General features: G+C 68.8%; 23 protein-coding genes. 15 read left to right on the forward strand and 8 right to left on the reverse strand.

The window, feature by feature from the left end:
* Nucleotides 1–16 precede the first annotated feature (16 nt).
* The 8 genes from ACWW1C_RS12760 (at nt 17) to pyrF (ending at nt 9,977) form a co-directional block, all read left to right on the forward strand.
* The gene (locus tag ACWW1C_RS12760; RefSeq protein WP_455984255.1) at nt 17–1,309 is read left to right on the forward strand and encodes an MFS transporter; all 1,293 of its coding nucleotides are present in this window, start codon (nt 17–19) and stop codon (nt 1,307–1,309) included.
* A 68-nt stretch (nt 1,310–1,377) separates the two neighbouring features.
* On the forward strand, nt 1,378–1,947 hold the full coding sequence (gene pyrR, locus ACWW1C_RS12765) for a bifunctional pyr operon transcriptional regulator/uracil phosphoribosyltransferase PyrR (protein ID WP_455983766.1): 570 nt from the start codon (nt 1,378–1,380) through the stop codon (nt 1,945–1,947).
* 31 nt (nt 1,948–1,978) lie between these two features.
* Nucleotides 1,979–2,926, forward strand: coding sequence for an aspartate carbamoyltransferase catalytic subunit (locus tag ACWW1C_RS12770; RefSeq protein ID WP_455983767.1), 948 nt, complete (start codon nt 1,979–1,981; stop codon nt 2,924–2,926).
* The gene (locus ACWW1C_RS12775) at nt 2,923–4,206 is read left to right on the forward strand and encodes a dihydroorotase (protein ID WP_455983768.1); all 1,284 of its coding nucleotides are present in this window, start codon (nt 2,923–2,925) and stop codon (nt 4,204–4,206) included. Before ACWW1C_RS12770 ends, ACWW1C_RS12775 begins: the two co-directional genes overlap by 4 nt.
* Nucleotides 4,203–4,706, forward strand: coding sequence for a PH-like domain-containing protein (locus tag ACWW1C_RS12780; RefSeq protein ID WP_455983769.1), 504 nt, complete (start codon nt 4,203–4,205; stop codon nt 4,704–4,706). The genes ACWW1C_RS12775 and ACWW1C_RS12780 overlap by 4 nt, the downstream gene beginning before the upstream one ends.
* Nucleotides 4,703–5,833 carry a glutamine-hydrolyzing carbamoyl-phosphate synthase small subunit gene (gene carA / locus ACWW1C_RS12785; RefSeq protein ID WP_455983770.1) on the forward strand — a complete coding sequence of 377 codons (1,131 nt, stop codon included), beginning with the start codon at nt 4,703–4,705 and terminating at the stop codon, nt 5,831–5,833. The genes ACWW1C_RS12780 and carA overlap by 4 nt, the downstream gene beginning before the upstream one ends.
* Nucleotides 5,833–9,174: a carbamoyl-phosphate synthase large subunit gene (carB, locus tag ACWW1C_RS12790; RefSeq protein ID WP_455983771.1), complete on the forward strand. Its 3,342-nt coding sequence runs from the start codon at nt 5,833–5,835 to the stop codon at nt 9,172–9,174. The genes carA and carB overlap by 1 nt, the downstream gene beginning before the upstream one ends.
* A 26-nt stretch (nt 9,175–9,200) precedes the next feature.
* A complete protein-coding gene (gene pyrF, locus ACWW1C_RS12795) occupies nt 9,201–9,977 on the forward strand; it encodes an orotidine-5'-phosphate decarboxylase (RefSeq protein WP_455983772.1) in 777 nt (258 codons plus the stop codon).
* Between the two features lie 75 nt (nt 9,978–10,052).
* Here pyrF and ACWW1C_RS12800 read toward each other — a convergent pair whose 3' ends face one another.
* Both ACWW1C_RS12800 and ACWW1C_RS12805 read right to left on the reverse strand, forming a co-directional pair.
* Complete coding sequence (locus ACWW1C_RS12800; RefSeq protein ID WP_455983773.1) at nt 10,053–10,439, reverse strand: hypothetical protein; 387 nt, start codon at nt 10,437–10,439, stop codon at nt 10,053–10,055.
* A 271-nt stretch (nt 10,440–10,710) separates the two neighbouring features.
* A complete protein-coding gene (locus ACWW1C_RS12805; protein ID WP_455983774.1) occupies nt 10,711–11,073 on the reverse strand; it encodes a hypothetical protein in 363 nt (120 codons plus the stop codon).
* A gap of 785 nt (nt 11,074–11,858) precedes the next feature.
* Here ACWW1C_RS12805 and mihF point away from each other — a divergent pair.
* The 5 genes from mihF (at nt 11,859) to metK (ending at nt 15,750) form a co-directional block, all read left to right on the forward strand.
* Nucleotides 11,859–12,176: an integration host factor, actinobacterial type gene (gene mihF, locus ACWW1C_RS12810; protein WP_011894593.1), complete on the forward strand. Its 318-nt coding sequence runs from the start codon at nt 11,859–11,861 to the stop codon at nt 12,174–12,176.
* A 39-nt stretch (nt 12,177–12,215) separates the two neighbouring features.
* On the forward strand, nt 12,216–12,770 hold the full coding sequence (gene gmk, locus ACWW1C_RS12815) for a guanylate kinase (protein WP_455983775.1): 555 nt from the start codon (nt 12,216–12,218) through the stop codon (nt 12,768–12,770).
* A 75-nt stretch (nt 12,771–12,845) separates the two neighbouring features.
* Complete coding sequence (gene rpoZ, locus ACWW1C_RS12820; protein ID WP_020101623.1) at nt 12,846–13,139, forward strand: DNA-directed RNA polymerase subunit omega; 294 nt, start codon at nt 12,846–12,848, stop codon at nt 13,137–13,139.
* Between the two features lie 31 nt (nt 13,140–13,170).
* Nucleotides 13,171–14,430 (forward strand): bifunctional phosphopantothenoylcysteine decarboxylase/phosphopantothenate--cysteine ligase CoaBC, encoded by a 1,260-nt coding sequence (coaBC, locus tag ACWW1C_RS12825; protein WP_455983776.1) that lies wholly within the window; start codon nt 13,171–13,173, stop codon nt 14,428–14,430.
* A 111-nt stretch (nt 14,431–14,541) separates the two neighbouring features.
* Nucleotides 14,542–15,750, forward strand: coding sequence for a methionine adenosyltransferase (gene metK, locus ACWW1C_RS12830; protein WP_455983777.1), 1,209 nt, complete (start codon nt 14,542–14,544; stop codon nt 15,748–15,750).
* Nucleotides 15,751–15,863: 113 nt separating this feature from the next.
* Here the strand turns inward: metK and ACWW1C_RS12835 are convergent, their stop codons facing one another.
* The 6 genes from ACWW1C_RS12835 to ACWW1C_RS12860 form a co-directional block, all read right to left on the reverse strand.
* On the reverse strand, nt 15,864–17,090 hold the full coding sequence (locus ACWW1C_RS12835; RefSeq protein WP_455984256.1) for an MFS transporter: 1,227 nt from the start codon (nt 17,088–17,090) through the stop codon (nt 15,864–15,866).
* Nucleotides 17,090–18,109: a PLP-dependent cysteine synthase family protein gene (locus tag ACWW1C_RS12840; RefSeq protein ID WP_455984257.1), complete on the reverse strand. Its 1,020-nt coding sequence runs from the start codon at nt 18,107–18,109 to the stop codon at nt 17,090–17,092. Before ACWW1C_RS12840 ends, ACWW1C_RS12835 begins: the two co-directional genes overlap by 1 nt.
* Nucleotides 18,110–18,297: 188 nt before the next feature.
* Nucleotides 18,298–18,699 carry a putative copper homeostasis (lipo)protein LpqS gene (gene lpqS / locus ACWW1C_RS12845; protein ID WP_455983778.1) on the reverse strand — a complete coding sequence of 134 codons (402 nt, stop codon included), beginning with the start codon at nt 18,697–18,699 and terminating at the stop codon, nt 18,298–18,300.
* A gap of 107 nt (nt 18,700–18,806) precedes the next feature.
* A complete protein-coding gene (locus tag ACWW1C_RS12850; protein WP_455983779.1) occupies nt 18,807–20,285 on the reverse strand; it encodes a flavin-containing monooxygenase in 1,479 nt (492 codons plus the stop codon).
* Nucleotides 20,286–20,338: 53 nt separating this feature from the next.
* Nucleotides 20,339–21,313 carry an alpha/beta hydrolase gene (locus tag ACWW1C_RS12855; RefSeq protein ID WP_455983780.1) on the reverse strand — a complete coding sequence of 325 codons (975 nt, stop codon included), beginning with the start codon at nt 21,311–21,313 and terminating at the stop codon, nt 20,339–20,341.
* A gap of 3 nt (nt 21,314–21,316) precedes the next feature.
* Nucleotides 21,317–22,240, reverse strand: coding sequence for an alpha/beta hydrolase (locus ACWW1C_RS12860; protein ID WP_455983781.1), 924 nt, complete (start codon nt 22,238–22,240; stop codon nt 21,317–21,319).
* On the opposite strand from ACWW1C_RS12860, the gene ACWW1C_RS12865 reads away from it, so the two are divergent.
* Both ACWW1C_RS12865 and ACWW1C_RS12870 read left to right on the forward strand, forming a co-directional pair.
* Complete coding sequence (locus ACWW1C_RS12865) at nt 22,239–22,967, forward strand: lysoplasmalogenase (RefSeq protein ID WP_455983782.1); 729 nt, start codon at nt 22,239–22,241, stop codon at nt 22,965–22,967. The two genes, ACWW1C_RS12860 and ACWW1C_RS12865, sit on opposite strands and share 2 nt — an antisense overlap.
* The gene (locus tag ACWW1C_RS12870; RefSeq protein WP_455983783.1) at nt 22,964–24,964 is read left to right on the forward strand and encodes a primosomal protein N'; all 2,001 of its coding nucleotides are present in this window, start codon (nt 22,964–22,966) and stop codon (nt 24,962–24,964) included. The genes ACWW1C_RS12865 and ACWW1C_RS12870 overlap by 4 nt, the downstream gene beginning before the upstream one ends.
* Nucleotides 24,965–24,975: the final 11 nt, after the last annotated feature.

The following is a 24,975-nucleotide window of genomic DNA, read 5'->3' on the forward strand; positions in this document are numbered from 1 at the left end:
GACCCCGAGCACACCGATGAACAAGGTGGCGTTCGCCAGTTTCATCGGCACCGCGATCGAGTTCTACGACTTCTACATCTACGGGACGGCCGCGGCGCTGATCTTCCCGCAGGTGTTCTTCCCCAACCTGCCGCCCGCCATGGCGACCATCTCGTCGCTGGCCACCTTCGCGGTCGCGTTCCTGGCCCGACCTGTCGGCGCGGCCGTCTTCGGGCATTTCGGGGATCGGCTGGGCCGCAAGAAGACTCTGGTCGCGACGCTGCTGATCATGGGGCTCTCGACCGTCGGCGTCGGTCTGGTGCCCAGTTCGGCGACGATCGGCCTGGCCGCCCCGATCATCCTGTTGATCCTGCGGGTGCTCCAGGGCTTCGCCGTCGGTGGGGAATGGGCCGGGTCGGCTCTACTGAGCGCCGAATACGCCCCGGCCGGAAAACGCGGCATGTACGGCATGTTCACCCAGTTGGGTGCCGGCGCGGGCCTGGCGGTCAGCAACCTGGTGGTGTTGATCGCCAACGTGACGATCGGGGAGAAGAGCCCGGTGTTCCTGGACTGGGGCTGGCGGCTGCCGTTCCTGTTCAGCGCGGTGCTGCTGGCCGTGGCGCTCTACGTCCGGCTGACCATCGACGAGACGCCGGTGTTCGTCGCCGAACAGAAGCGGGGGACGGTGCCCCGGGCGCCGTTGTCGGAACTCGTGCGCCGGCAGAGCAAGCAGGTGCTGCTCGGGGCCGGCTGCATGGTCGGCATCTTCACCATGAGCTTCCTCGGCGGCACCTATCTGATGAGTTACGCCAGTACCCGCATCCACCATCCGCGGACCCTGATCCTGTCGGTCGGCGTCCTGGCCGGGGCGTCGCTCATGGTGTTCTCCGCGATCTCGGCGGTGCTGTGCGACCGGTATGGCCGGCGTCGCGTCATCCTGGTCGGGTTCGGGCTCGCTCTGCCGTGGGCGTTTCTCGTCATGCCGCTCATCGACTCCGGGTCGCCGGTGGCCTTCGCGGTGGCGATCGCCGGCATCTTCTGCATCTTCGGGCTCGCGTACGGACCCATCGGGGCGTTCCTGCCTGAGACGTTCGCCACCCGCTACCGCTATACCGGTGCCGGCATGGCCTTCAATCTCGCCGGGATCGTCGGCGGCGCGCTGCCGCCCCTGGTCGCGGGGCCACTCGTCGCCGCGCTCGGGAGCTGGGCCGTTGGCCTCATGATCGCCGTCTTCGTGCTGGTCAGCATTGTCTGCACACTGGTGCTGCCCGAAACCCGGGGGTCCGAACTCGACGACATGCCCGACGAGGACGTTCTCGCGGCCTGCTAAGCTACGCGGCTAGTTAGACGTCCTTTAACGATCCGTCCAGAGAGGCGGAGAAGGAGGTCCGGTGTCTCGTGGGTGACTCCACTGACCGGGAATTGCTGTCCGCTGCCGATGTCGGCCGGACCATCTCGCGCATCGCGCACCAGATCATCGAAAAGACCGCGCTCGACGCGCCGGACGCGCCGCGCGTGGTGCTGCTCGGCATCCCGACCCGCGGCGTCACCCTGGCCGCCCGCATCGCCGAGAAGGTCAAGGAATTCGCCGACGTCGAGCTGCCCACCGGGGCACTCGACATCACGCTGTACCGCGACGACCTGAACTTCAAACCGCCGCGGGCGCTGGCCTCGACCTCGATCCCGGAGGGCGGCATCGACGACGCGACGGTGATCCTCGTCGACGACGTCCTGTACTCCGGCCGCTCGGTGCGCTCGGCCCTCGACGCGCTCCGGGACGTCGGCCGCCCGCGGATGGTGCAGCTGGCCGTCCTCGTCGACCGTGGGCACCGCGAGCTGCCCATCCGCGCCGACTACGTCGGCAAGAACGTCCCGACGTCGCGCAGCGAGAACGTCAAGGTGCGACTTCTGGAGACAGACGGAACTGATTCCGTCGCTATCGCCCCCTACGGAGGACCCACCCGCTGATGAGCGCTTGCGCGAAGAAGAGACGGCACGGATGAAGCATCTCTTAGCTGCCTCGGATCTGAGCCGCGATGCGGCCACGGCCATCCTCGATGATGCCGACAAGTTCCGTGAGGCACTGCTGGGCCGCGACGTCAAGAAGCTCCCGACGTTGCGTGGCCGCACCGTCATCACCATGTTCTACGAGAACTCCACCCGCACCCGGGTGTCGTTCGAGGTGGCCGGGAAGTGGATGAGCGCCGACGTCATCAACGTCAGCGCCTCCGGATCGTCGGTTGCCAAAGGGGAGTCACTGCGTGACACCGCGCTGACCCTGCGTGCCGCCGGCGCCGACGCACTGATCATCCGGCACCCGGCTTCCGGTGCGGCACAACAGCTTGCGGCCTGGACTCGGGAGGATGGGCACGGTGGCCCGTCGGTGATCAACGCGGGTGACGGCACCCACGAGCACCCCACGCAGGCGCTGCTCGACGCACTGACCATCCGCCAGCGCCTCGGCGGTCTCGAGGGCCGGCGCGTGGTGATCGTCGGCGACATCCTGCACAGCCGGGTGGCACGCTCGAACGTCTCGCTGCTGTCGACGCTGGGCGCCGAGGTGGTGCTGGTGGCGCCGCCGACGTTGCTGCCGGTGGGAGTTTCGGAGTGGCCGGTGACGGTGTCGCACGACTTGGACGCCGAACTGCCGGCCGCCGACGCGGTGCTCATGCTGCGCGTGCAGGCCGAGCGGATGAACGGCGCGTTCTTCCCGTCGGCGCGTGAGTATTCGGTGCGCTATGGACTGTCGGAGAAGCGCCTGGCCGGTTTGAGCGAGGACACGGTGGTGCTACACCCGGGTCCGATGCTGCGGGGCATGGAGATCGCGTCGTCGGTCGCCGACTCGTCGCAATCAGCTGTACTGCAACAGGTTTCGAATGGGGTGCATGTTCGTATGGCGGTGCTGTTCCAGCTTCTCGTGGGTGCCGGCCGGGAGGTGATCGCATGACCGTTCTGATTCGTGGGGTGCGGCTCTACGGCGAAGGCGATCCGGTCGATGTGCTCGTCGCGGATGGGCAGATTGCCGAGATCGGGACCGGTCTGAGCGGTGACGAGGTCATCGACGCCACCGGCCAGATCATGCTGCCCGGCTTCGTGGACCTGCACACGCACCTGCGCGAGCCGGGCCGCGAGTATGCCGAGGACATCGAAACCGGTTCGGCGGCAGCGGCACTCGGTGGCTACACCGCGGTGTTCGCGATGGCCAACACCGATCCCGCCGCCGACACCGTGGTGGTCACCGACCACGTCTGGCACCGTGGGCAGCAGGTCGGCCTGGTCGACGTGCACCCGGTCGGCGCGGTCACCGTCGGGCTCGACGGCAAGCAGCTCACCGAGATGGGCCTCATGGCCGCCGGCGCCGGACAGGTCCGGATGTTCTCCGACGACGGCATCTGCGTCGACGACCCGCTGGTCATGCGCCGCGCCCTGGAATACGCAGCGGGACTTGGCGTCCTGATCGCCCAGCACGCCGAGGAGCCGCGCCTGACGGTCGACGCCGTCGCACACGAGGGCCCGAACGCCGCTCGCCTGGGTCTGGCCGGCTGGCCGCGCTCGGCCGAAGAGTCCATCGTGGCTCGCGACGCGATCCTGGCCCGCGATGCCGGTGCCCGGGTGCACATCTGCCACGCCTCCACGGCGGGCACCGTCGAGCTGATCAAGTGGGCAAAGGCCCAGGGCATCTCGATCACCGCCGAGGTCACCCCGCACCACCTGCTGCTGGACGACTCACGCTTGGCCGACTACGACGGCCGCAACCGGGTCAACCCGCCGCTGCGCGAGGCCAGTGACGCCGAGGCCCTGCGCCAGGCTCTCGCCGACGGGGTGATCGACTGTGTCGCAACTGATCACGCCCCGCACGCCGAACACGAGAAGATGTGCGAGTTCGCGCACGCCCGCCCCGGCATGCTGGGCCTGCAGACCGCGCTGTCGGTCGTCGTGGAGACCATGGTGACGCGCGGCCTGCTGACCTGGCGCGACGTGGCCCGGGTGATGAGCGAGGCCCCCGCCGCCATCGTCGGCCTGCCCGACCAGGGCCGTCCGCTGGCAGTCGGCGAACCCGCCAACCTGACCGTCGTGAACCCCGACGCCACCTGGACCGTCAGTGGACCCGCGCTCGCGAGCCGTTCGGACAACACGCCGTACGAGTCGATGACACTGCCGGCCACCGTCACCCTGACGATGCTGCGCGGCAAGGTCACGGCACGGGATGGGGTCAGCCCCGCGTGAATACAGGGACACTGATCACCTACCTGGTGCTGGCCGCCGTCGTGGTGGTGCTGCTCGGGTTCGCGATCCGGCAGATGCTCAAGGGCTGGGTGCACCGGGTGCAGCGGCAGGCCGGCGCCGTCGGACTGCTGCCGGCCCTGCCCGACACCGTGGGCGCGCCGATCGTCTCGGCCACCAAGGGCATGTACATCGGCAGCACATTCACGCCGAGCTGGCAGGACCGAATTGCCGTGGGCTCCCTCGGGTTTCGCAGCAAGGCCGTGCTGACGCGCTATCCCGAAGGCATCATGCTGCAGCTCACCGGCGGCAGCCCGATCTGGATTCCCGAGGAATCCATCACCGCCATCCGCACCGAGCGGGCCATCGCCGGCAAGGTGCTCACCTACGACGGGATTCTCGCCATCCGGTGGCAGCTGCCGTCGGGCACCGAGATCGATACCGGATTCCGCAGCGACGACCGTCGCGAACTGGCCAAATGGGTTGAGGAGGACAGTAAGTGACGAGTGACCAGACCGCCGTACTGGTGCTGGAGGACGGCCGGGTGTTCACCGGGACGCCGTTCGGCGCCGTGGGCCAGACGCTGGGTGAGGCAGTGTTCTCCACCGGCATGTCCGGCTACCAGGAGACCCTGACCGACCCGAGCTACCACCGGCAGATCGTGGTGGCCACCGCCCCGCAGATCGGCAACACCGGCTGGAACGGCGAGGACAACGAGAGCCGCGACGACAAGATCTGGGTCGCCGGCTACGTGGTCCGCGACCCGTCGCCGCGCGCCTCCAATTGGCGGGCCACCGGCACCCTCGACGACGAACTGGTACGCCAAGGGATCGTCGGTGTCGCCGGCGTCGACACCCGCGCCATCGTGCGGCACCTGCGCAACTTCGGCTCGATGAAGGCCGGCGTCTTCTCCGGTCCCGCCCTGGCCGATACCGACACCCTGGTCGACCGCGTGCGCAACCAGCCGTCGATGCTTGGCGCCGATCTGGCCGGCGAGGTGAGCACCGGTGACCGGTACATCGTCGAACCTGATGGTCCGCAACGCTTCTCGATCGCGGCCATTGACCTCGGCATCAAGACCAACACCCCGCGCAACTTCGCGGCCCGCGGCATCCGCAGCCACGTGCTGCCGTCGTCGGTGACCTTCGACGAGATCGCCGACCTCAAGGTGGACGGCGTGTTCCTGTCCAACGGTCCGGGTGACCCGGCCACCGCCGACCACATGGTCGAGTTCACCCAGCAGGTGCTGTCGGCCGGCATCCCGTTGTTCGGCATCTGCTTCGGCAACCAGATTCTGGGCCGCGCCTTCGGCCGCGACACCTACAAGATGACCTTCGGTCACCGCGGTATCAACATCCCGGTGGTGGAGCAGGCCACGGGCCGCATCGCGATCACCGCGCAGAACCACGGCTTCGCGCTGGAAGGTGAAGCCGGGGAAGAGTTCGACACTCCGTTCGGCCGGGCCGTGGTCAGCCACACCTGCGCCAACGACGGTGTGGTGGAGGGTGTTTCGCTGCTCGACGGACGCGCCTTCTCGGTGCAGTACCACCCGGAGGCCGCGGCCGGCCCGCACGACGCCGAGTACCTGTTCGACAAGTTCGCCGCTCTGATGGCAGGGGAGACCAAGTAATGCCACGCCGTACAGACCTCAACCACGTCCTGGTGATCGGGTCCGGCCCGATCGTCATCGGCCAGGCCTGCGAGTTCGACTACTCGGGCACCCAGGCCTGTCGCGTACTGCGCGCCGAGGGCCTGCAGGTGAGCCTGGTCAACTCGAACCCGGCCACGATCATGACCGACCCGGAGTACGCCGACAACACCTACGTCGAGCCGATCACCCCGGACTTCGTCGAGAAGGTGATCGCCCAACAGGCCGAGCGCGGCAACAAGATCGACGCCGTCCTGGCCACCCTGGGCGGGCAGACCGCACTGAACACCGCTGTCGCGCTGCACGAGAACGGCGTACTGGAGAAGTACAACGTCGAGATGATCGGTGCCGATTTCGACGCGATCCAGCGCGGCGAGGACCGACAGAAGTTCAAGGACATCGTCGCCAAGGTCGGAGGCGAGTCGGCCCGCAGCCGGGTGTGCCACACCATGGACGAGGTCCGCGACACCGTCGCCGATCTGGGTCTGCCCGTGGTCGTCCGGCCGTCCTTCACGATGGGCGGCCTGGGTTCCGGCATGGCGTACACCAAGGAGGACGTCGAACGGATGGCCTCGGAGGGTCTGTCGGCCTCTCCCAGCGCCAACGTGCTGATCGAGGAATCGATCTACGGCTGGAAGGAATACGAGCTCGAGCTGATGCGCGATCACCGCGACAACGTCGTGGTGGTCTGCTCCATCGAGAACTTCGATCCGATGGGTGTGCACACCGGCGACTCGGTGACCGTCGCACCCGCCATGACCCTGACCGACCGCGAGTACCAGAAGCTGCGTGACCTGGGCATCGCGATCCTGCGCGAGGTCGGCGTCGACACCGGCGGCTGCAACATCCAGTTCGCCATCAACCCGGCCGACGGCCGTCTCATCGTCATCGAGATGAATCCGCGGGTCTCACGGTCGAGCGCATTGGCTTCCAAGGCAACGGGTTTCCCCATCGCCAAGATCGCCGCCAAGCTCGCCATCGGCTACACGCTGGACGAGATCGTCAACGACATCACCAAGGAAACCCCGGCCTGTTTCGAGCCGACCCTGGACTACGTCGTCGTCAAGGCCCCGAGATTCGCCTTCGAGAAGTTCCCCGGCGCCGACCAGACCCTGACCACCACCATGAAGTCGGTGGGCGAGGCGATGTCGTTGGGCCGCAACTTCATCGAGGCGCTCGGCAAGGTGATGCGTTCGCTGGAGACCAAGCGGGCCGGCTTCTGGACCGGGACCGACCCCGACAAGACCCTCGACGAGCTGCTCACCGGGCTGCGCACCGCGACCGACGGCCGGCTCTACGACATCGAACAGGCGCTGCGCCTAGGCGGTTCGGTCGAGGCCGTGGCCGAGGCCTCAGGTGTGGACCCCTGGTTCGTCGACCAGATCGCCACCCTGGTGGCGCTGCGCGGCGAGCTCGTCGACGCCCCGGTACTCAACGAGCGTCTGCTGCGCCGGGCCAAGCACAGCGGCCTGTCCGACGGTCAGATCGCCGCGCTGCGACCGGAATTGGCGGGCGAGACCGGCGTGCGCGCACTGCGAGAGCGGCTCGGCATCCGACCGGTGTACAAGACCGTCGACACCTGCGCCGCCGAGTTCGACGCCAAGACGCCGTACCACTACAGCAGCTACGAGCTGGACCCCGCGGCCGAGACCGAGGTGGCCCCGCAGACCGAGAAGCCCAAGGTGCTGATCCTGGGCTCCGGGCCGAACCGCATCGGTCAGGGCATCGAGTTCGACTACAGCTGTGTGCACGCGGCAACCACGTTGAGCGAGGCCGGTTTCGAAACCGTCATGGTCAACTGCAACCCGGAGACCGTCTCGACGGACTACGACACCGCCGACAGGCTGTACTTCGAGCCGCTGACCTTCGAGGACGTGCTCGAGGTCTACCACGCCGAGCAGGCCTCCGGGGCCGGCGGCCCGGGTGTGGTCGGGGTTATCGTGCAACTCGGTGGTCAGACCCCACTGGGCCTGGCCGAGCGGCTGGAGAAGGCCGGCGTTCCTGTCGTGGGCACCAGCCCCAAGGCCATCGACCTGGCCGAGGACCGCGGCGAATTCGGTGAGGTGCTGCGCGCCGCGGGGCTGCCCGCCCCGCGCTTCGGCACCGCAACGAGTTTCGAGCAGGCCCGCCGGATCGCCTCCGACATCGGCTACCCCGTGCTGGTGCGCCCGTCGTACGTCCTCGGCGGCCGCGGCATGGAGATCGTCTATGACGAGGAGACCCTGCAGGGCTATATCGAGCGGGCGACCGAGCTGTCGCCCGAGCACCCGGTGCTGGTCGACCGGTTCCTCGAGGATGCCATCGAGATCGACGTCGACGCCTTGTGCGACGGCACCGAGGTCTACATCGGCGGCGTGATGGAGCACATCGAGGAAGCCGGCATCCACTCCGGCGACTCGGCCTGTGCGCTGCCGCCGGTCACGTTGGGCCGCACCGACATCGCCGCCGTGCGCAAGGCCACCGAGGCCATTGCCCACGGCATCGGCGTGGTCGGTCTGCTCAACGTGCAGTACGCGCTCAAGGACGACGTGCTCTACGTGCTGGAGGCCAACCCGCGCGCGAGCCGTACCGTGCCGTTCGTCTCGAAGGCCACCGCGGTGCCGCTGGCCAAGGCCTGTGCCCGGATCATGCTGGGCGCGACCATCGCCGAGCTGCGTGCCGAGGGCATCCTGGTCGCCGAGGGCGACGGCGCCACCGTGGCACCCGACGCGCCGATCGCGGTGAAGGAAGCCGTGCTGCCGTTTCACCGGTTCCGTAAAGCCGATGGCTCGCAGGTCGATTCGCTGCTCGGACCGGAGATGAAGTCCACCGGCGAGGTGATGGGTATCGACAGCGATTTCGGTACCGCCTTCGCCAAGAGCCAGACCGCGGCCTACGGCTCGCTGCCCTCGGGCGGCACGGTGTTCGTGTCGGTGGCCAACCGCGACAAGCGTTCGCTGGTGTTCCCGGTCAAGCGCCTCGCCGATCTCGGCTTCCGGGTGCTGGCCACCGAGGGCACCGCGGAGATGTTGCGCCGCAACGGAATTCCGTGCGAGGTCGTGCGCAAGAACTTCGAAGAGCCCAGCCCGGACCGGCCGGCGATGTCGGCGGTCGACGCCATCAAGGCCGGTGAGGTCGACATGGTGATCAACACGCCGTACGGCAACTCCGGTCCGCGCATCGACGGCTACGAGATCCGCTCGGCCGCGGTGTCGGCCAGCATCCCGTGCGTCACGACGGTGCAGGGCGCGTCGGCCGCGGTGCAAGGTATCGAGGCCGGTATCCGTGGCGACATCGGCGTGCGGTCGCTGCAGGAGTTGCACAGCCAGCTGGGCGCGAAGTGAGCTTTGGGCCCAAACTGCGGGCAGCCATGGCACAGCGGGGTCCGCTGTGCCTGGGTATCGACCCGCACCCGGAGCTGCTGAGCGCCTGGGGCCTGCCGGTGTCGGCCGACGGCGTCGCGAAGTTCAGCGATATCTGTGTCGAGGCGTTCGCGGGCTTCGCGATCGTCAAGCCGCAGGTCGCGTTCTTCGAGGCCTACGGTTCGGCGGGTTTCGCCGTCCTGGAGCGGACCATCGCCCGGCTGCAGGAGGCCGGCGTGCTGGTACTGGCCGACGCGAAGCGCGGCGACATCGGCTCGACCATGGCCGCCTACGCGCAGGCCTGGGCGGGTGATTCGCCACTGGCCGCCGACGCGGTCACGGCGTCGCCGTACCTCGGGTTCGGCTCGCTGCAACCACTGCTCGACGTCGCGGCCGCCAACGGCCGTGGGGTGTTCGTGCTGGCCGCGACGTCCAACCCGGAGGGTGCGTCCGTGCAGCGCGCGGTGACCGGCGAGCGCACCGTGGCGCAGTCGATCGTCGACTCCGTGGCGGCGGTCAACTCGGCCGCCGACGGCTCGGTGGGTGTCGTGGTCGGTGCCACGCTGGCCGAGGTGCCCGATCTGTCACGGCTCGGGGGACCGGTGCTGATGCCCGGCGTCGGTGCTCAGGGCGGACGCCCCGACGCGCTGGCCGGGCTCGGCGGCGCCCAGCCGGGCACCCTCCTGCCCGCGGTGTCCCGTGAGGTCCTGCGAGCCGGGCCGGATGTCGCGGCCGTGCGGGCCGCGGGGGAGAAGCTGCGCGACACGGTGGCCTACCTGGCCTGACAGTGCCCGCACGAGACCGACGGCCCACCACGAAATGTGGTGGGCCGTCGTTTTCGTCGTGCTACCAGGCAGTCATCACAGCGGAATCCAGATGGGGCCCAGCCAGAAGCCCCAGGCGTTGAAGCCCTGGTCGAACACGGGGTTCACCCACTGGCCGTTGTACGCGAACGGCTGGTGGTCCCAACGGCCATCATCGATGCCGCGGCCATGCCAGTCGCGGCCGCGGTCATCGCGCCAGCCGTCGCGGTCGTTGTGCCAGTCGACGCCGCGCTGCCAGCCACCACGGTCGCCGCCGCGCTGCCAGCCACCATCACCGCGGTGGTCGTCGTGGCCCCCGCACGGTGCGCCGGGTGGGCACCAGCCCGGGTCGGCGCCGGCGGTGCCCAGTCCGATGCCCAACAGTCCGGCGGCGCCGATGCCGGCCGCCAGGGTGGACGCGGTCAATGCCCGCTTGATGTTCATAGGTGAACTCCGTTATCTGGGAAATCGGTTCTTCGGATATGGACCTCTGACGCTAGGCCCCTCCGATGGGCATGCACTTAGCTGAACTTATGTGTGTGCTGTGTATGCGACAACGGTGTGCAGACAAAGCACGCATCGGTTGCTTTCAGCTGCGTCGGTAGTTCTAAACGCTTTGTGCATCAAGATGTTTCGCCGCGTCTTTTCCGTCAGGTCAGCGGTGGGGTGATACCGAGACCGTCTGTAGGTGATTTGCCTGGTTGCGGGCCGGCGATCACAGCGGAATCCAGATCGGGCCGAGCCAGAAGCCCCACGCGTTGTGGCCGCCGTCCCAGACCGGGTTGACCCACTGGCCGTTGTAGTTGAACGGCTGATGGTCACCGCGGGCGTCGTCGATGCCGCGGTGCTGCCAGTCGCGGCCCTGGTTGTCATGCCAGTTGTCGTCCCGGTTGTCACCGGGTCCACGGTTGTCACCGGGTCCGCGGTTGTCGCCGCGGTGATCGTCGTGCTGACCGCACGGCGCGTTCGGCGGGCAGCCGGGGTCGGCATTGGCGCCGGCCAGGCCGACGCCGAACAATCCCGCGAGACCGATGCCCGCCGCCAGGGTGGATGCGGTCAGCGCTCGTTTGAAGTTCATCGCTGCACTCCTTCTCTTGCATGTGGGCATGTCGTCGCCGCACTAGAATTGAAGTTAGGGCCGCCTAATGTGTGCGCACTTTGGTCCTGTTAGGTGTGTGCTGTGCATGCCGCAACGGTTTGGCCACGGGGCGCTGATCGTTTCCTGTAGAGAGCCTTATCGCGGGGAAATTGTTGGGCGGGAAACGGTTTCATCACGATCGGCAGGTCGGAGCGATGCGGATGCGGTTGTCGGGGTCCGTTGATCGTGCAAAGACCGAGTTTGCCGAGGCGGTGTTGTGGCGATGTTCCGCGCCGTGCCGGCGGCCTCCCGGGGGTGCGCTACCGGTCGCAAAACCTGCCGCAACCTGTCGATTTGGGCGGTCGAACCGCCCAAATAGCGTCCCGGTGTCCTGGGCGCGTCACCGGCGACGTGCCAACCCGATCGGACTGGGCACCGACACGCCCGACACGCCGTGACCTGCGAAAATTTTCCTGAAAGACCCCGGATGGTGACCCGAAAATGCGCCAGGTCGGCCGCCCGCGGCTCGGCCGTCGTCCCACTGGGTGCTCAAAACCCTTGATACGCAGGCAGATCTGTGGCTGAAGCGCTCGACGCCGGGGCGGCCAGAGCTTGCACTTCGTGGTCGTCGAGAGCCGCTGTTCGCACTACACGCTGGGCTTTTAGCTTCGTTACCCGGGGGGTGGGGTTAGCGCTTGTCGGGAAGCGTGGGTACGGTCGTCGTCGCTGGCTGGTTCACCCCAGCCGTGAGAAGAAATTATTTGACGGAGATACGGAGGAACCCCGTGGCCCTTCCCCAGTTGACCGACGAACAGCGCGCGGCAGCGTTGGAGAAGGCTGCTGCCGCACGTCGAGCGCGAGCCGAGTTGAAAGACCGGCTCAAGCGCGGCGGCACCAACCTCAAGCAGGTCCTGACGGACGCCGAGACCGACGAGGTCCTCGGCAAGATGAAGGTTTCCGCTCTGCTGGAAGCCCTGCCCAAGGTCGGCAAGGTCAAGGCGCAGGAGATCATGACCGAGCTGGAGATCGCTCCGACCCGCCGTCTGCGCGGCTTGGGCGACCGTCAGCGCAAGGCCCTGCTGGAAAAGTTCGACTTTTCCTGATCTGACGCAAGACTGACGAGCAGTAGGGGCCGGCCGGCGATGAACCGTGTTGTTGTGCTGTCCGGCCCCTCTGCCGTGGGTAAATCGACGGTCGTGCGCTGCCTGCGTGAGCGGGTGCCCGACCTGCATTTCAGTGTTTCCGCCACGACGCGTGCACCGCGTCCGGGCGAGGTCGACGGTGTCGACTACACATTCGTCTCGGCCGACGAGTTCCAGCGCCTCATCGATGACGGTGAGCTGCTCGAATGGGCCGAAATCCACGGGGGACTGCAGCGCTCCGGCACCCCTGCCCGCCCCGTCCGGGAAGCCATTGCCGCCGGTCACCCGGTGCTCATCGAGGTCGATCTCGCCGGGGCCCGCGCCGTCAAACAGGCCATGCCCGAGGTGCTGACGGTGTTCCTCGCGCCACCCAGCTGGGAAGTGCTGAAGAGCCGGCTGGTCGGTCGCGGCACCGAGAGCGCCGAGGTGCAAGCCCGTCGTTTGGATACCGCGCGGGCCGAAATGGCCGCTCAGGACAGTTTCGATGTGACTGTTGTCAACAGTCAGTTGGAATCCGCCTGTGCAGAATTGGTATCCTTGCTGGTGGGCCGCTGAGCGGTCTGCGCGTTACCGCACAGATATCGCTGATAGCGACGCCAATCTTCACACCGAACGCCGGGAGAATTCTTCGTGAGCACCACTGTCGAGAGCATCGACTCCGACGCCGCCATCGCCTACGACACGCCGCTGGGTATCACCAACCCGCCGATCGACGAGCTGCTCGATCGGGTGTCGAGCAAGTACGCGCTGGTGATCTACGCCGCGAAGCGCGCGCGCCAGATCAACGACTACTACAACCAGCTCGGCGACGGCATCCTCGAGTACGTCGGCCCGCTCGTCGAGCCGGGTCTGCAGGAGAAGCCGCTGTCGATCGCCATGCGCGAGATCCACGGTGACCTGCTCGAGCACACCGAGGGCGAGTAAGGCCACCGAGTAGGGCCAGGAGGCGCCGACCATGGCCGACCGCAAGCGCATCGTCGTCGGAGTCGCCGGAGGTATCGCCGCCTACAAGGCGTGCACCCTGGTTCGTCAGCTGAGCGAGGCCGGTCACTCGGTCCGCGTGGTGCCGACCGAGTCGGCGCTGAAGTTCGTCGGCGCTGCCACCTTTGAAGCGCTGTCCGGCAATCCCGTGCACACGGGAGTCTTCGAGGACGTCTCCGAGGTGCCCCACGTCCGGTTCGGTCAGCAGGCCGACCTGGTGGTGGTCGCACCGGCCACTGCGGACCTCATGGCACGTGCGGTGGCGGGGCGCGGCGACGATCTGCTGACCGCCACCCTGCTCACCGCGCGCTGTCCGGTGCTGTTCGCCCCGGCAATGCACACAGAGATGTGGATGCACCCGGCCACCGTCGAGAACGTCGCGACTTTGCGGCGTCGCGGCGTCGTGGTGCTTGACCCCGCGTCCGGGCGCCTCACCGGCGCCGACAGCGGTGCGGGACGGCTGCCTGAGGCCGAAGAGATCACCACGTTCGCACAACTGCTGCTGGAGCGCGGCGATGCGCTGCCCCGGGACCTGACCGGGGTCAAGGCCGTCGTCACGGCCGGCGGCACGCGGGAAGCCATCGACCCGGTTCGGTTCATCGGCAACCGCAGTTCGGGCAAGCAGGGCTACGCCGTCGCCCGCGTCATGGCCCAGCGCGGCGCCGAGGTCACCCTGATCGCCGGCAACACCGCGGGCCTGGCCGATCCGGCCGGCGTCGAGGTCGTGCACATCGGCTCGGCGGCACAGCTGCGCGACGCGGTTTTCAAATATGTGCCCGACGCGCAGGTGCTCGTGATGGCCGCGGCCGTCGCAGATTTCCGGCCTACCGAGGTAGCGACCACCAAGATCAAAAAGACGCACGGCCCCGGCGACGCGGACACCGCGCCCGTCATCGAGCTGACGCGGACCGACGACATCCTGGCCGGAGCCGTGCGGGCCCGCACCGATGGTCAACTGCCGAACCTGCGCGCCGTCGTCGGATTCGCGGCCGAGACCGGTGATGCCAACGGCGACGTGCTGTTCCACGCCCGGGCGAAGCTGCAGCGCAAAGGCTGTGACCTGCTGGTTGTCAACGCGGTGGGAAACGGAAGGGCCTTCGAGGTCGACGTCAACGACGGCTGGCTGCTCGCCGCGGACGGGGCGGAGTCGGCGCTGGAGCACGGGTCCAAGACCTTGATGGCCAGTCGCATCGCCGATGCGATCACGGCCTTCCTGCGTGGCAAGGACGAATGAACATCACCTGAATGCGCCGCGGAACGAGTTTGCTGCGCAGGGGTACACGACAGTGACGAGCCGGGCGCGGATATTATGCGCCGGACCAAAGTTTCGGAAGGGATTTGCGACGTGAGTGAAGGTCGGCTGTTTACCAGCGAGTCAGTGACCGAAGGACATCCGGACAAGATCTGCGACGCCATCAGCGATTCGGTGCTGGACGCGCTGCTCGCACAGGATCCCAAGTCGCGGGTCGCGGTGGAGACCTTGGTGACCACGGGTCAGGTGCACGTCGTGGGCGAGGTGACCACCACCGCCAAGGAAGCGTTTGCCGACATCCCGCTGATCGTCCGTGACCGGATCCGCCAAATCGGATACGACCACTCCGACAAGGGCTTCGACTACGCCACCTGCGGCGTCAACATCGGCATCGGCGCGCAGTCCCCGGACATCGCCGCCGGCGTCGACACCGCCCACGAGGCGCGCGTCGAGGGCGCCGGCGACCCGCTGGACGCCCAGGGCGCCGGCGACCAGGGCCTGATGTTCGGCTACGCCATCAACGACACCCCCGAGCTGATGCCGCTGCCGATCGCGCTGGCGCACCGGCTGTCCCGGCGCCTCACCGAGGTCCGCAAGAACAACACCGTCGACTACCTGCGTCCCGACGGCAAGACCCAGGTCACCATCGAGTACCGCGACAACGTCCCGGTCCGCCTCGACACCGTGGTGCTGTCCACCCAGCACGCCGAGGGCGTCGACCTCGACAAGACGCTGGCCCCGGACATCCGTCGCCACGTCGTCGAGACGGTGCTCGCCGACCTCGGGCACGACACCATGGACACCTCCGACTTCCGGCTTCTGGTCAACCCGACCGGCAACTTCGTCGTCGGTGGCCCGATGGGCGATGCCGGTCTGACCGGCCGCAAGATCATCGTCGACACCTACGGCGGCTGGGCCCGCCACGGCGGCGGCGCCTTCTCGGGCAAGGACCCGTCAAAGGTGGACCGCTCCGCGGCGTACGCCATGCGCTGGGTGGCCAAGAACGTCGTCGCCGCCGGCCTGGCCGACCGCGTCGAGGTCCAGGTGGCCTACGCCATCGGCAAGGCCGCCCCGGTGGGTCTGTTCGTCGAGACCTTCGGCACCGAGCACTTCGACGTGGCCCGCATCGAGAAGGCCATCACCTCGGTCTTCGACCTGCGTCCCGGCGCCATCATCCGCGACCTGGACCTGCTGCGCCCGATCTACGCGCCGACCGCCGCGTACGGCCACTTCGGCCGCACCGACATCGAGCTGCCGTGGGAGCAGCTCGACAAGGTCGACGACCTGAAGGCCTCCGTCTGACGACGATCAAGCGGCGAGGGACGAGCCGCGTTGAGGAGTCAGACAACCAGGCCTCGGTCTAGTCTTTTCGCGCAACACCAATGCCCCCGCACTGCGGGGGCATTGGTGTGTGGTCAGCCGACAAGCTTCGGCTCCAGCCGACGGCTCCGGTACAACGCCAGCGCGACCAGCAGGCTGATGGCCGTGAGCGCCACCCAGATCAGTTCGGGCCGGCCGGCCGCACGCGCCGTCTCCATCAGCGCGCCGGTGGCCAGATTCCCCACCAGGATGCCGACGCCGACGATGGTGTTGTAGAAGCCGTAGTACGTCGCGACCAACCGGTCGCCCGCCAGCGACACCACGGTGTCCATCTCGAACGGGTACACCGCGGCGGATCCGACTGCGAGCAGCGCGGCCGTCGTCAGCAGTGCGGTCACCGCGGCCGCCGGCCCCCATCGGTCATCGGGCACGACGATCAGCGGGACGAACGCGGCCGCCAGCACCAGCACCCCGATCGTGAGCGACTGGGCGCGGCCGTAGCGTGCGGTGAACCAGGCCGTGATCCGGATTTGGCCGCCGATGGCGACCAGCCCTGACACCGCGAAAACGGCTGCCACGATGGCGGATTCATGGTGCGGTGAGAGCACCCTGGCGTGCAGCGGCAGCGCCAGATAAACCTGGAACGTCACCACGTAGGTGCCCACCATCGACGCGGCGAACAACAGGAACGGACGGTTGGCCAGCACGGTGCGCCAGTCATGCAGTACCGAAACACGTTCGGCGACAGTGGCGTGGTCTTTGGGCAGCGCGAACAGCTGCGCGATGGTCAGCACCGCGAACACCACCGCCGCCATGCCGGCGGTGGCCCGGAAGTCCAGCCCCATCAGGGCCAATCCCACCAACGGCCCGGCGAGAATGCCGCCCTGATAGAAGACGTTGAACACCGTGAACGCCGCCACCCGGCGCTCGCCCGAGTCCGCGGCGAGATAGGCGCGCACCGCCGGGTTGAACAGCGCCCCCGCGAAACCGGTTGCCGCCGAGGCGATCAGCAGCGTCGGTAGTGACTGCGCGACCGCCAATAACCCGAAGGCGGCCGTGCGCAACAGGCAGCCCGCCACGATCAGCGGCTTGTAGCCCAGTCTGTCGGCCAATGTCCCACCGACGATGAACATGCCCTGCTGCGAGAAGTTTCGCACCCCGAGCACCAGCCCGACGGCCCAGCCGGCCAGGCCGAGCGGGCCGGCGAGATACCCGGCCAGATACGGCATCAGCATATAGAAGCCGAGGTTGATGCCGAACTGGTTGAGCATCAGCACCCGGCTGGGCCAGCCGAAGCTGCGGAACTGGGCCAGCACCTCCATCAGAGTGACCCGGGCCTGCGCACCGTCGCGCAGCGTGTCCACGAATCCACCACGCGCTCAGTGGGATCGGCGATCACCGCGGGTTCGGCGGGCGGCGTGATCCCCAGCAGGTCGTGCCGGCGGCAGTAGTCGTCGTTGTAGACGGTGTCGAAATACCGCTGCGGACCATCGGGAAAGATCGCGGCGACCGTGGTGTCCGCGTCGTGGCGGCGCGCCGCCCAGCCGGCGACCAGCGCCACCGCGCCACCGCTCCACCCGCTGCTGGCGTAGCTGGTCGCCGCCAGCGCCCGGCACGCCCACACCGCTTCGGCGGGCGCCACCCAGTGCACCTCGGAGAAGGCCGCGTAGTCGACGTTGTCGGGGTAGATGCTCGACCCCAGCCCGCGCATCAGCCGGCTCTGCGCAGGTTGGCCGAAGATCGTCGATCCGATGGTGTCGACGCCGATCAGTTTCAGGTCGGGATTGAACTCGCGCAACACTTTTGCCACCCCGGCCGAGTGCCCGCCGGTGCCGACCGAGCACACCAGGACGTCGACGGCGCCGAGCTGCGAATGCAATTCCAGGGCGAGATCCCGGTAAGCGTCGACGTTGTCGGGGTTGCTGTACTGGTCGGGGTACCAGGCCGTAGGATCGGCGGCCAGGATCTCGGCCACCCGGTCACGACGGGCCTGCTGCCAGCCGCCGGTCGGATGCGGCTCGGTGACGAGGTCGATGTCGGCGCCGTACGCAGCCAGCATCCGCAGCATCATCGGTTCCATGCCCGGATCGGTCACCAGTGTGACCGGGTGCCCGTACACGGTTCCGGCCAGGGCGAGGCCGAGTCCGAGTGTGCCGCTGGTGGATTCGACGATCCGCGCGCCGGGCAGCAGGTCGCCGCGGGCACGGCCGCGTTCGACCATGTACATGGCGGGCCGGTCTTTCATGCCGCCGGGGTTCACGCCTTCGAGCTTGGCCCAGAAGCCACGGTCGTCAGTGGTGAACGGGGCGGCGATCCGCAGCACCGGGGTGCCACCGACCATGGTGCCGGGCCGGTCGTAGCGGGCCAGCCGGCAGGGGCCGGACGCCGGTTTCGAGGACTTTGTGGGCAGGGTGAGATTGGTCGAATTGTTCATGAGTGCATCACTTTTCGCTTAAGGCTGCGATGCGGCAGCGGGATCGGGCAGCGGACACCGACCAGCCACGAATGTGGCCGATCTGCGCTGACCGATCAGCGTCGGGAGATGCAGAGCCGGGTCAGGACCGCCCGGCCGGTGTGAATCGCGGCGGCGCGCCGGGGCGGGCCGCGACTGGTCACCGTCCGCAGCGCGCACCAGCACACCATGGCGACGCAGAGCGCCACGGCCAGGCCGAGAGCCAGCAGAGTGGAGGCGGAGCGGGGGAGTCCGGCGGTGGCCATCAGGTCCGGGGCCGACGGGATCGAGCCGTCCCGCGCGTGCGGGTGTTCGGCGGTCACCGACGGCAGCGAATGCCCGGGCGCGACGAGTACGGGTGCGGCGTGCGCGTGCGCCGTGGCAATGGGCCTGGCGCACAGTTGGATACCGATCCCGATGCCCAGCACACTCACGAGCAGCACGGCCGCTGCCCGCCATCGCATCGGCCGGGAAGTCACCTCCGCGACTGTACCGACGTTTCGGCGCCTATAGCCGTGCCGAGGTGCTCCGTGCGGGAAAAGTTACCGGGTTCAAAGAACTTTCACATGAGTGCGGACCCGAATACTCACGCGCTGAACTCATAGTCGTCGAGGTCGAACCGGCGACTGCGCACGTAGGCCTCGACCGTGGTGGCGGGCCGCAGCGGCACGTCGCCGTTCTTGTCGAAGTAGTAGCTGTTGGCCGACTGGCAGCTGTCCTGCCAGAACACCTGCCGGTGGCGCTTGCTCAGCATCTCCGCGAAGTAGCGGTCGTTGGCCTCCTGCGAGACCTCGACCCGCTGGGCGCCAACCTTTTCGGCCCGCTGCAGGCACCGCACGATGTGGTGCACCTGCGCTTCGATGAGTGCGAAATACGACGATCCCACGTACCCGTACGGCCCCATGACGGTGAAGAAGTTCGGAAAGCCGGGGATGCTGACGCCCTCGTACGCCTGCAGCCGCTGCGTCTCCCAGAATTCGCCGAGGGTGTGGCCGCCGGCGCCGGTGACGGGGAACGTCGGCACGCTGTCGACGTCCATCACCTTGAACCCGGTCGCCAGGATCAGCACGTCCACCTCATGCTCCTGCCCGTCGGAGGTGCGTACCCCGGTCGGCGTGATGCGCTCGATGGATTCGGTTACCAGGCTGACGTTTTCGCGGTTGTATGTCGCGAGGTAACTGTTGTGGAAGCCTGGCCGCTTGCAGCCGACGGCGTAGCGCGGCGTGAGCTTGTCGCGGACCACCGGGTCGTGGACCTCGCGGCGCAGGAACGACCGCCCCATCCGGGCCGCGCCGTCCGCCAGTGGGAACACGCTGTAGTACTGCGCCGACAGCGGAAACGTCAGCTCGACGTAGGCCTGGCTGGCCAGTCGCTGCAGCGTCTTGCCGCCAGGTATCCGCATGGCCCACCGGGCCGCGGCCGGCAGCGGCAGGTCCAGCTTCGGGAAGCACCAGATCGGCGTCCGCTGAAACACCGTGAGCTGCTCCACGAGCGGTGCGATCTCCGGGATCACCTGCACCGCCGAGGCGCCGGTGCCGATGATCGCGACCCGCTTGCCGCTCAGGTCGATGCTGCTGTCCCAGCGTGCGGTGTGCAGTGTGATGCCCGCGAAGTCGGTGACGCCCTCGATGTCCGGTGGCTTGGGCACCGTCAGCACGCCGCTGCCGTTGATCAGGAACCGTGCGGTGAGCGTGCCGGTGCCGGTGTGCACCCGCCACAGATCGGCGTCGTCGTCGTACTCGGCGCCGGTGACCTCGGTGCCGAACCGGATCCGGTCCCGCAGCCCGTACTTGTCGACGCAGTGCTCGGCGTACGCCTTGAGCTCGTGGCCCTTGGCGTAGGTTCGCGACCAGTCCGCGCTCTGCTCGAAAGAGAACTGGTAGGAGAACGACGGAATATCCACGGCGACACCGGGATAGGTGTTCCAGAACCAGGTGCCGCCGGGGCCGGAGCCGGCTTCGAGGATCAGGTAGTCGCCGAGGCCGGCCCGGTCCAGCAGGATGCCGGCCCCGATCCCGGAGAAGCCGGCGCCGACGATCAGAGTTTGGACATCAGGCGTTGTCATGGCTCCATACTTGCGCGAGCGGACGCAAAACTGTCGCTTTTGGCGAAGGAAACTCAGGCGTGGAGCGCAGCCTTGAGCGCCGCGAGGCCGCGGTCGGTGGCCTCGGTCGCCACCGGCGAAGCCAGTGCCAGGCTGACGAAGCCGTGCACCATGGTCGGCTCATTGCTCAACACGACCGGAACCCCGGCGGCGGCAAGCAGTTTGGCGTACTCGGCACCGTCGTCGCGCAGCGGATCGTGCTCGGCGGTCCCGATGTAGGCCGGCGGCAGACCGGCCAGGGACTCGGCGTTGGCCGGGGCCAGGTCGGTCGGCAGCGTCGAGGCGTCGCTGAGGTCCATGCCGGGCAGGTACCAGGACAGGAAGGCCGCGGTCACGTTGCTGTTGAGCATGGGCGCGTCGGCGTTCTCGGTGAACGACGGCAGCGACACGTCACCCGTGGCGACCGGGTACCAGAGCAGCTGGAACGCCAGTGCCGGGCCGCCCGCGTCGCGCGCCCGCAGCGCCATCACCGCGGAGATGTTGCCGCCGGCCGAATCCCCGGCCACCGCGAGGCGCGCCGGGTCACCGCCCAGTTCGGCGGCGTGCGCGGCGACCCACTGCAGCGCGGCCCAGGAATCCTCGATGGCGGCAGGGAAGGGATGCTCCGGCGCCAGCCGGTACTCAATCGACACGACGATGGCGCGGGCGCCGACCGCGTGCGCGCGCGCCACGTGGTCGTGGGAATCCAGGTCGCCGATGGCCCAGCCGCCGCCGTGGTAGAAGACCACGACCGGAAGTGGACGGGTCTCGCCATCGATGGGCGGCCAGTAGATGCGGGCCGGAATCTGGCCTGCGTCACCGCAGTCGAGCACGCGGTTCTCGATCCGCAGGTCCGGCAGCATCGCGGCGGGAGGCCGCATCGCGGCGATCTTGGCCCGTGCCACCTCGACACCGTCGTCGATGGTGAACTCCAGTGGCACGGCGTCCAGGAGGGCTTTGAGGATCGGGTCGATACCAGGGCGAGTGTCCGGCGTCACATCTGAAGTCATGGCTCAGGCTAACGCGGCCCGCAGCGCCACCAACGCCTTGTCGGCCGCTTCGGTCGTCGCCGGCACCACGCCGTAATAACCGAGGTAACCGTGCACCAGGGTCTCGGCGTTGTGCACCTCGACGGAAACCCCAGCCGCGGTGAGCATTTCGCCGTACCGGATGCCATCGTCGCGCAGCGGGTCGTATCCGGCGACGGCGATGTACGCCGGCGCCAGCCCGGCCAGCGACTCGGCGCGTGCCGGCACCAGTGCGGCCGGCGGATTCCGCAGATCGACGCCCTTGGCGTAGAGCAGCGAAAACCCACCGACGGCGTCGCGACCCAGAACCGGGGCGTCGGCGTTCTCGGTGAACGACGGCAGCGACGTGTCCCAGGTGGTCGCCGGGTACCAGAGCAGCTGGGCGCGCAGCGTGATGCCGGCATCGCGGGCCAGCTGCGCGACCGCCGCGGCCAGGTTGCCGCCGGCCGAATCACCGGCCACCGCAAGACGGTTCGGGTCGCCGCCGATCTCCTCGGCGTGTGCGGCCACCCACTGCGTGACGGCCCAGACGTCGTCCACCGCGGCGGGGAACGGGTGCTCGGGCGCCAGCCGGTAGTCCACCGACACCACGACGGCGCCGGTCCCGGCGGCATGCAGCCGGGCGGTGCCGTCGTAGGTGTCGAGATCGCCGACCACCCAGCCGCCGCCGTGGAAGAACAGCACGACGGGTGCTGAAGGTTCGACGTCCGCCGGCCAGTAGACCCGGACCGGCACCCCGTCGATGACGCGGTCCTCGGCGCGGACCTCCGGGAACACGGGCTTGCGGGGCAGCTCACGGAACCTGGCCCGAGCGGCTTCGATGCCACCGTCCATGGTCAATTGGAACGGAACGGCTTCCAGTACCTTTTGCAGAATGGGATCGAGCGGGGGACGCGCAGTGTCCGACATGGGTTCACCGTACGCACCGCGCCGGCGGCTGTGGGTAGCGGCCGCGGTGGTGGCCGCCGGCTACGGCATCTTCCTCATCGTGACGGCGTTGCGGCTGCCGCCGGGCGCCGACCTGATCGGGCAGTTCGCCCTGCAACCCGAGATCAAAGCGCTGCCGGCGCTGCTGCTGGCGGTGGCCGCGGCCGGACACGCCATCGTCCGCGAACGACGGTGGCTGGTCGCCGCGCTGGTGTTCTCGGCGGGCGGTGACTTCCTGCTGGCGATCCCCGGGTGGCAGCTGGGATTCGTGTTCGGGCTCGGCTCGTTCCTGATCGCCCACCTGTGTTTCCTGGCAGCTCTGCTGCCGCTGGCCCGGCGCACCCCGGCGGCCACCGCCGGCGCCGCCGCCCTCATCGTCGTCTGCGTCGGGCTGATCATCTGGTTCTGGCCGAGCCTGGTCGCACAGCAGATGACGATCCCCGTCACCGTCTATATGGCCGTCCTGGTGGCCATGGTGTGCACCGCCTTGTTCGCCGACCTGCCCACCCGCTGGACCGCCCTGGGCGCGCTGTGTTTCGCAGTGAGTGACGGGATGATCGGCATCAGCAAGTTCGTCCTCGGTGACGAGACGCTGGCCGTCGCGATCTGGTGGGCCTACGCCGCCTCGCTGCTGCTGATCACCGCCGGGTTCTTCGCGGGCCGGACGGTGTCGACGGTGTCGGCCGTGTCTGCTACACCGACTGCGTGACCGTCACCAGACAGCAGGCCGAGCACGAGCCTGTGGCTCGGGTGCTGCCGATGCTGTCGGTGCCGCATCTGGACCGCGAGTTCGACTATCTGGTGCCGGCCGACCTGTCTGACGACGCGCAGCCCGGCGTCCGGGCCAAGGTCCGGTTCAACGGCCGGCTGGTCGACGCATTCATACTCGAAAGACGTTCGGACACCGACCATTCCGGCAAGCTCGGCTGGCTGGAGCGCGTGGTGTCGGCCGAGCGGGTCCTGACCCCCGATGTGCAGCGTCTCGCCGAGGCGGTGGCGGCCCGGTACGCCGGCAGCCGGCCCGACGTGCTGCGGCTGGCCATTCCGCCCCGGCACGCGACCGTGGAGAAACAACCGCCGCCGGAGCTTCCGCCGTTCGTCCCGCGGGACGTCGACGCCGGCGCTTGGCAGCAGTACGGCCGCGGCGAGCAGTTCCTGGAGGCGCTCGCCGAGGGCCGCGCCGCGCGCGCGGTGTGGCAGGCGCTGCCGGGGGAGGACTGGGCCCGGCGGCTCTCCGAGGCGGCGGCCGTCGTCGTCAACGCCGGCCGTGGGGCCCTGCTGATCGTGCCGGATCAGCGCGACGTCGACGCCGTCCACGCCGCGGCCCTGACGCTCGTCGACGAGTCCCGGGTGGTGGCGCTGTCCGCCGGTCTCGGCCCGTCACAGCGCTACCGGCGCTGGCTGTCGGTCTTGCGCGGCCAGGCGCGGCTTGTGATCGGCACTCGCAGTGCGGTGTTCGCGCCGGTCGCCGACCTCGGGCTCGTCGTCGTGTGGGATGACGGCGACGACTCCCTCGCCGAGCCCCGTGCGCCCTATCCGCACGCCCGCGAGGTCGCGATGCTGCGGGCACACCAATTGCGTTGCGGCGCAGTGATCGGCGGCTTCGCGCGCACCGCCGAGGCGCAGGCGCTCGTCCGCAGCAAGTGGGCGCACGATCTGGTGGCCGGCCGCAGTGTGGTCCGTGCCAGAGCGCCGCGGGTCGTTGCCCTCGACGACGATGCGCACACCCACGAACGTGACGCCGCGGCCCGCACCGCGCGCTTGCCGTCGATGGCGCTGGGCGCCGCTCGGGCCGCGTTGAGCGCCGGGCGGCCGGTGCTGGTGCAGGTGCCGCGGCGCGGTTACGTCCCGGCGCTGGCGTGCGGCAAATGCCGGACCATCGCCCGATGCCGGCACTGCACCGGCCCGCTGTCACTGCCCGACCGCGACACCGTCGGCGCCGTCTGCCGGTGGTGCGGCCGCCAGGACGTCGCGCTGCGCTGCGGCCGCTGCGGCTCGGACGCGGTGCGTGCCGTCGTGGTCGGCGCCCGGCGCACCGCAGAGGAGCTGGGCCGGGCCTTCCCTGGCGTTCCGGTGATCACCTCGGGCGGTGACGCCGTGGTGGCGGAGGTACCCCACCGACCCGCTGTCGTCGTGTCGACCCCCGGCGCCGAACCGCGCGCCGACGGTGGTTACGGCGCGGCACTGTTGCTGGACGGCTGGGCCCTGCTGGGCCGCCAGGATCTGCGGGCCGCCGAGGACACCCTGCGCCGGTGGATGTCGGCGTCGGCCATGGTGCTCGACCGCGCTGCCGGCGGCACCGTCGCGGTGGTGGCGGAGTCGTCGATCCCGACCGTGCAAGCTCTGGTGCGCTGGGATCCCGTCGGGCATGCCGAGTCCGAACTCGACGGCCGCGCCGAGGTCGGACTGCCGCCCGCGGTGCACCTCGCCGCCGTCGACGGCGTCCCGGAGGCGGCGGATGCCCTGCTGGAGGCCGCCGCATTGCCGCCCGATGCCGAGGTGCTCGGCCCCGTCGACCTGCCGTTCGGCGCCCGCCGGCCGCCCGGCGTGGACCCGGGAGCACCGGTGCACCGCATGCTGGTGCGGGTCTCGCGCGACCGTGGGCTGGTGCTGGCGGCGGCCCTGCGGCGGGCGACGGGCGTGCTCAGCGCCCGTCACGATCAGCAGCCGGCGCGGGTGCAGATCGATCCGTTGCACATCGGATGACTGGGTTGGGC

The sequence above is a fragment of the Mycobacterium sp. HM-7 genome, assembly GCF_053852335.1.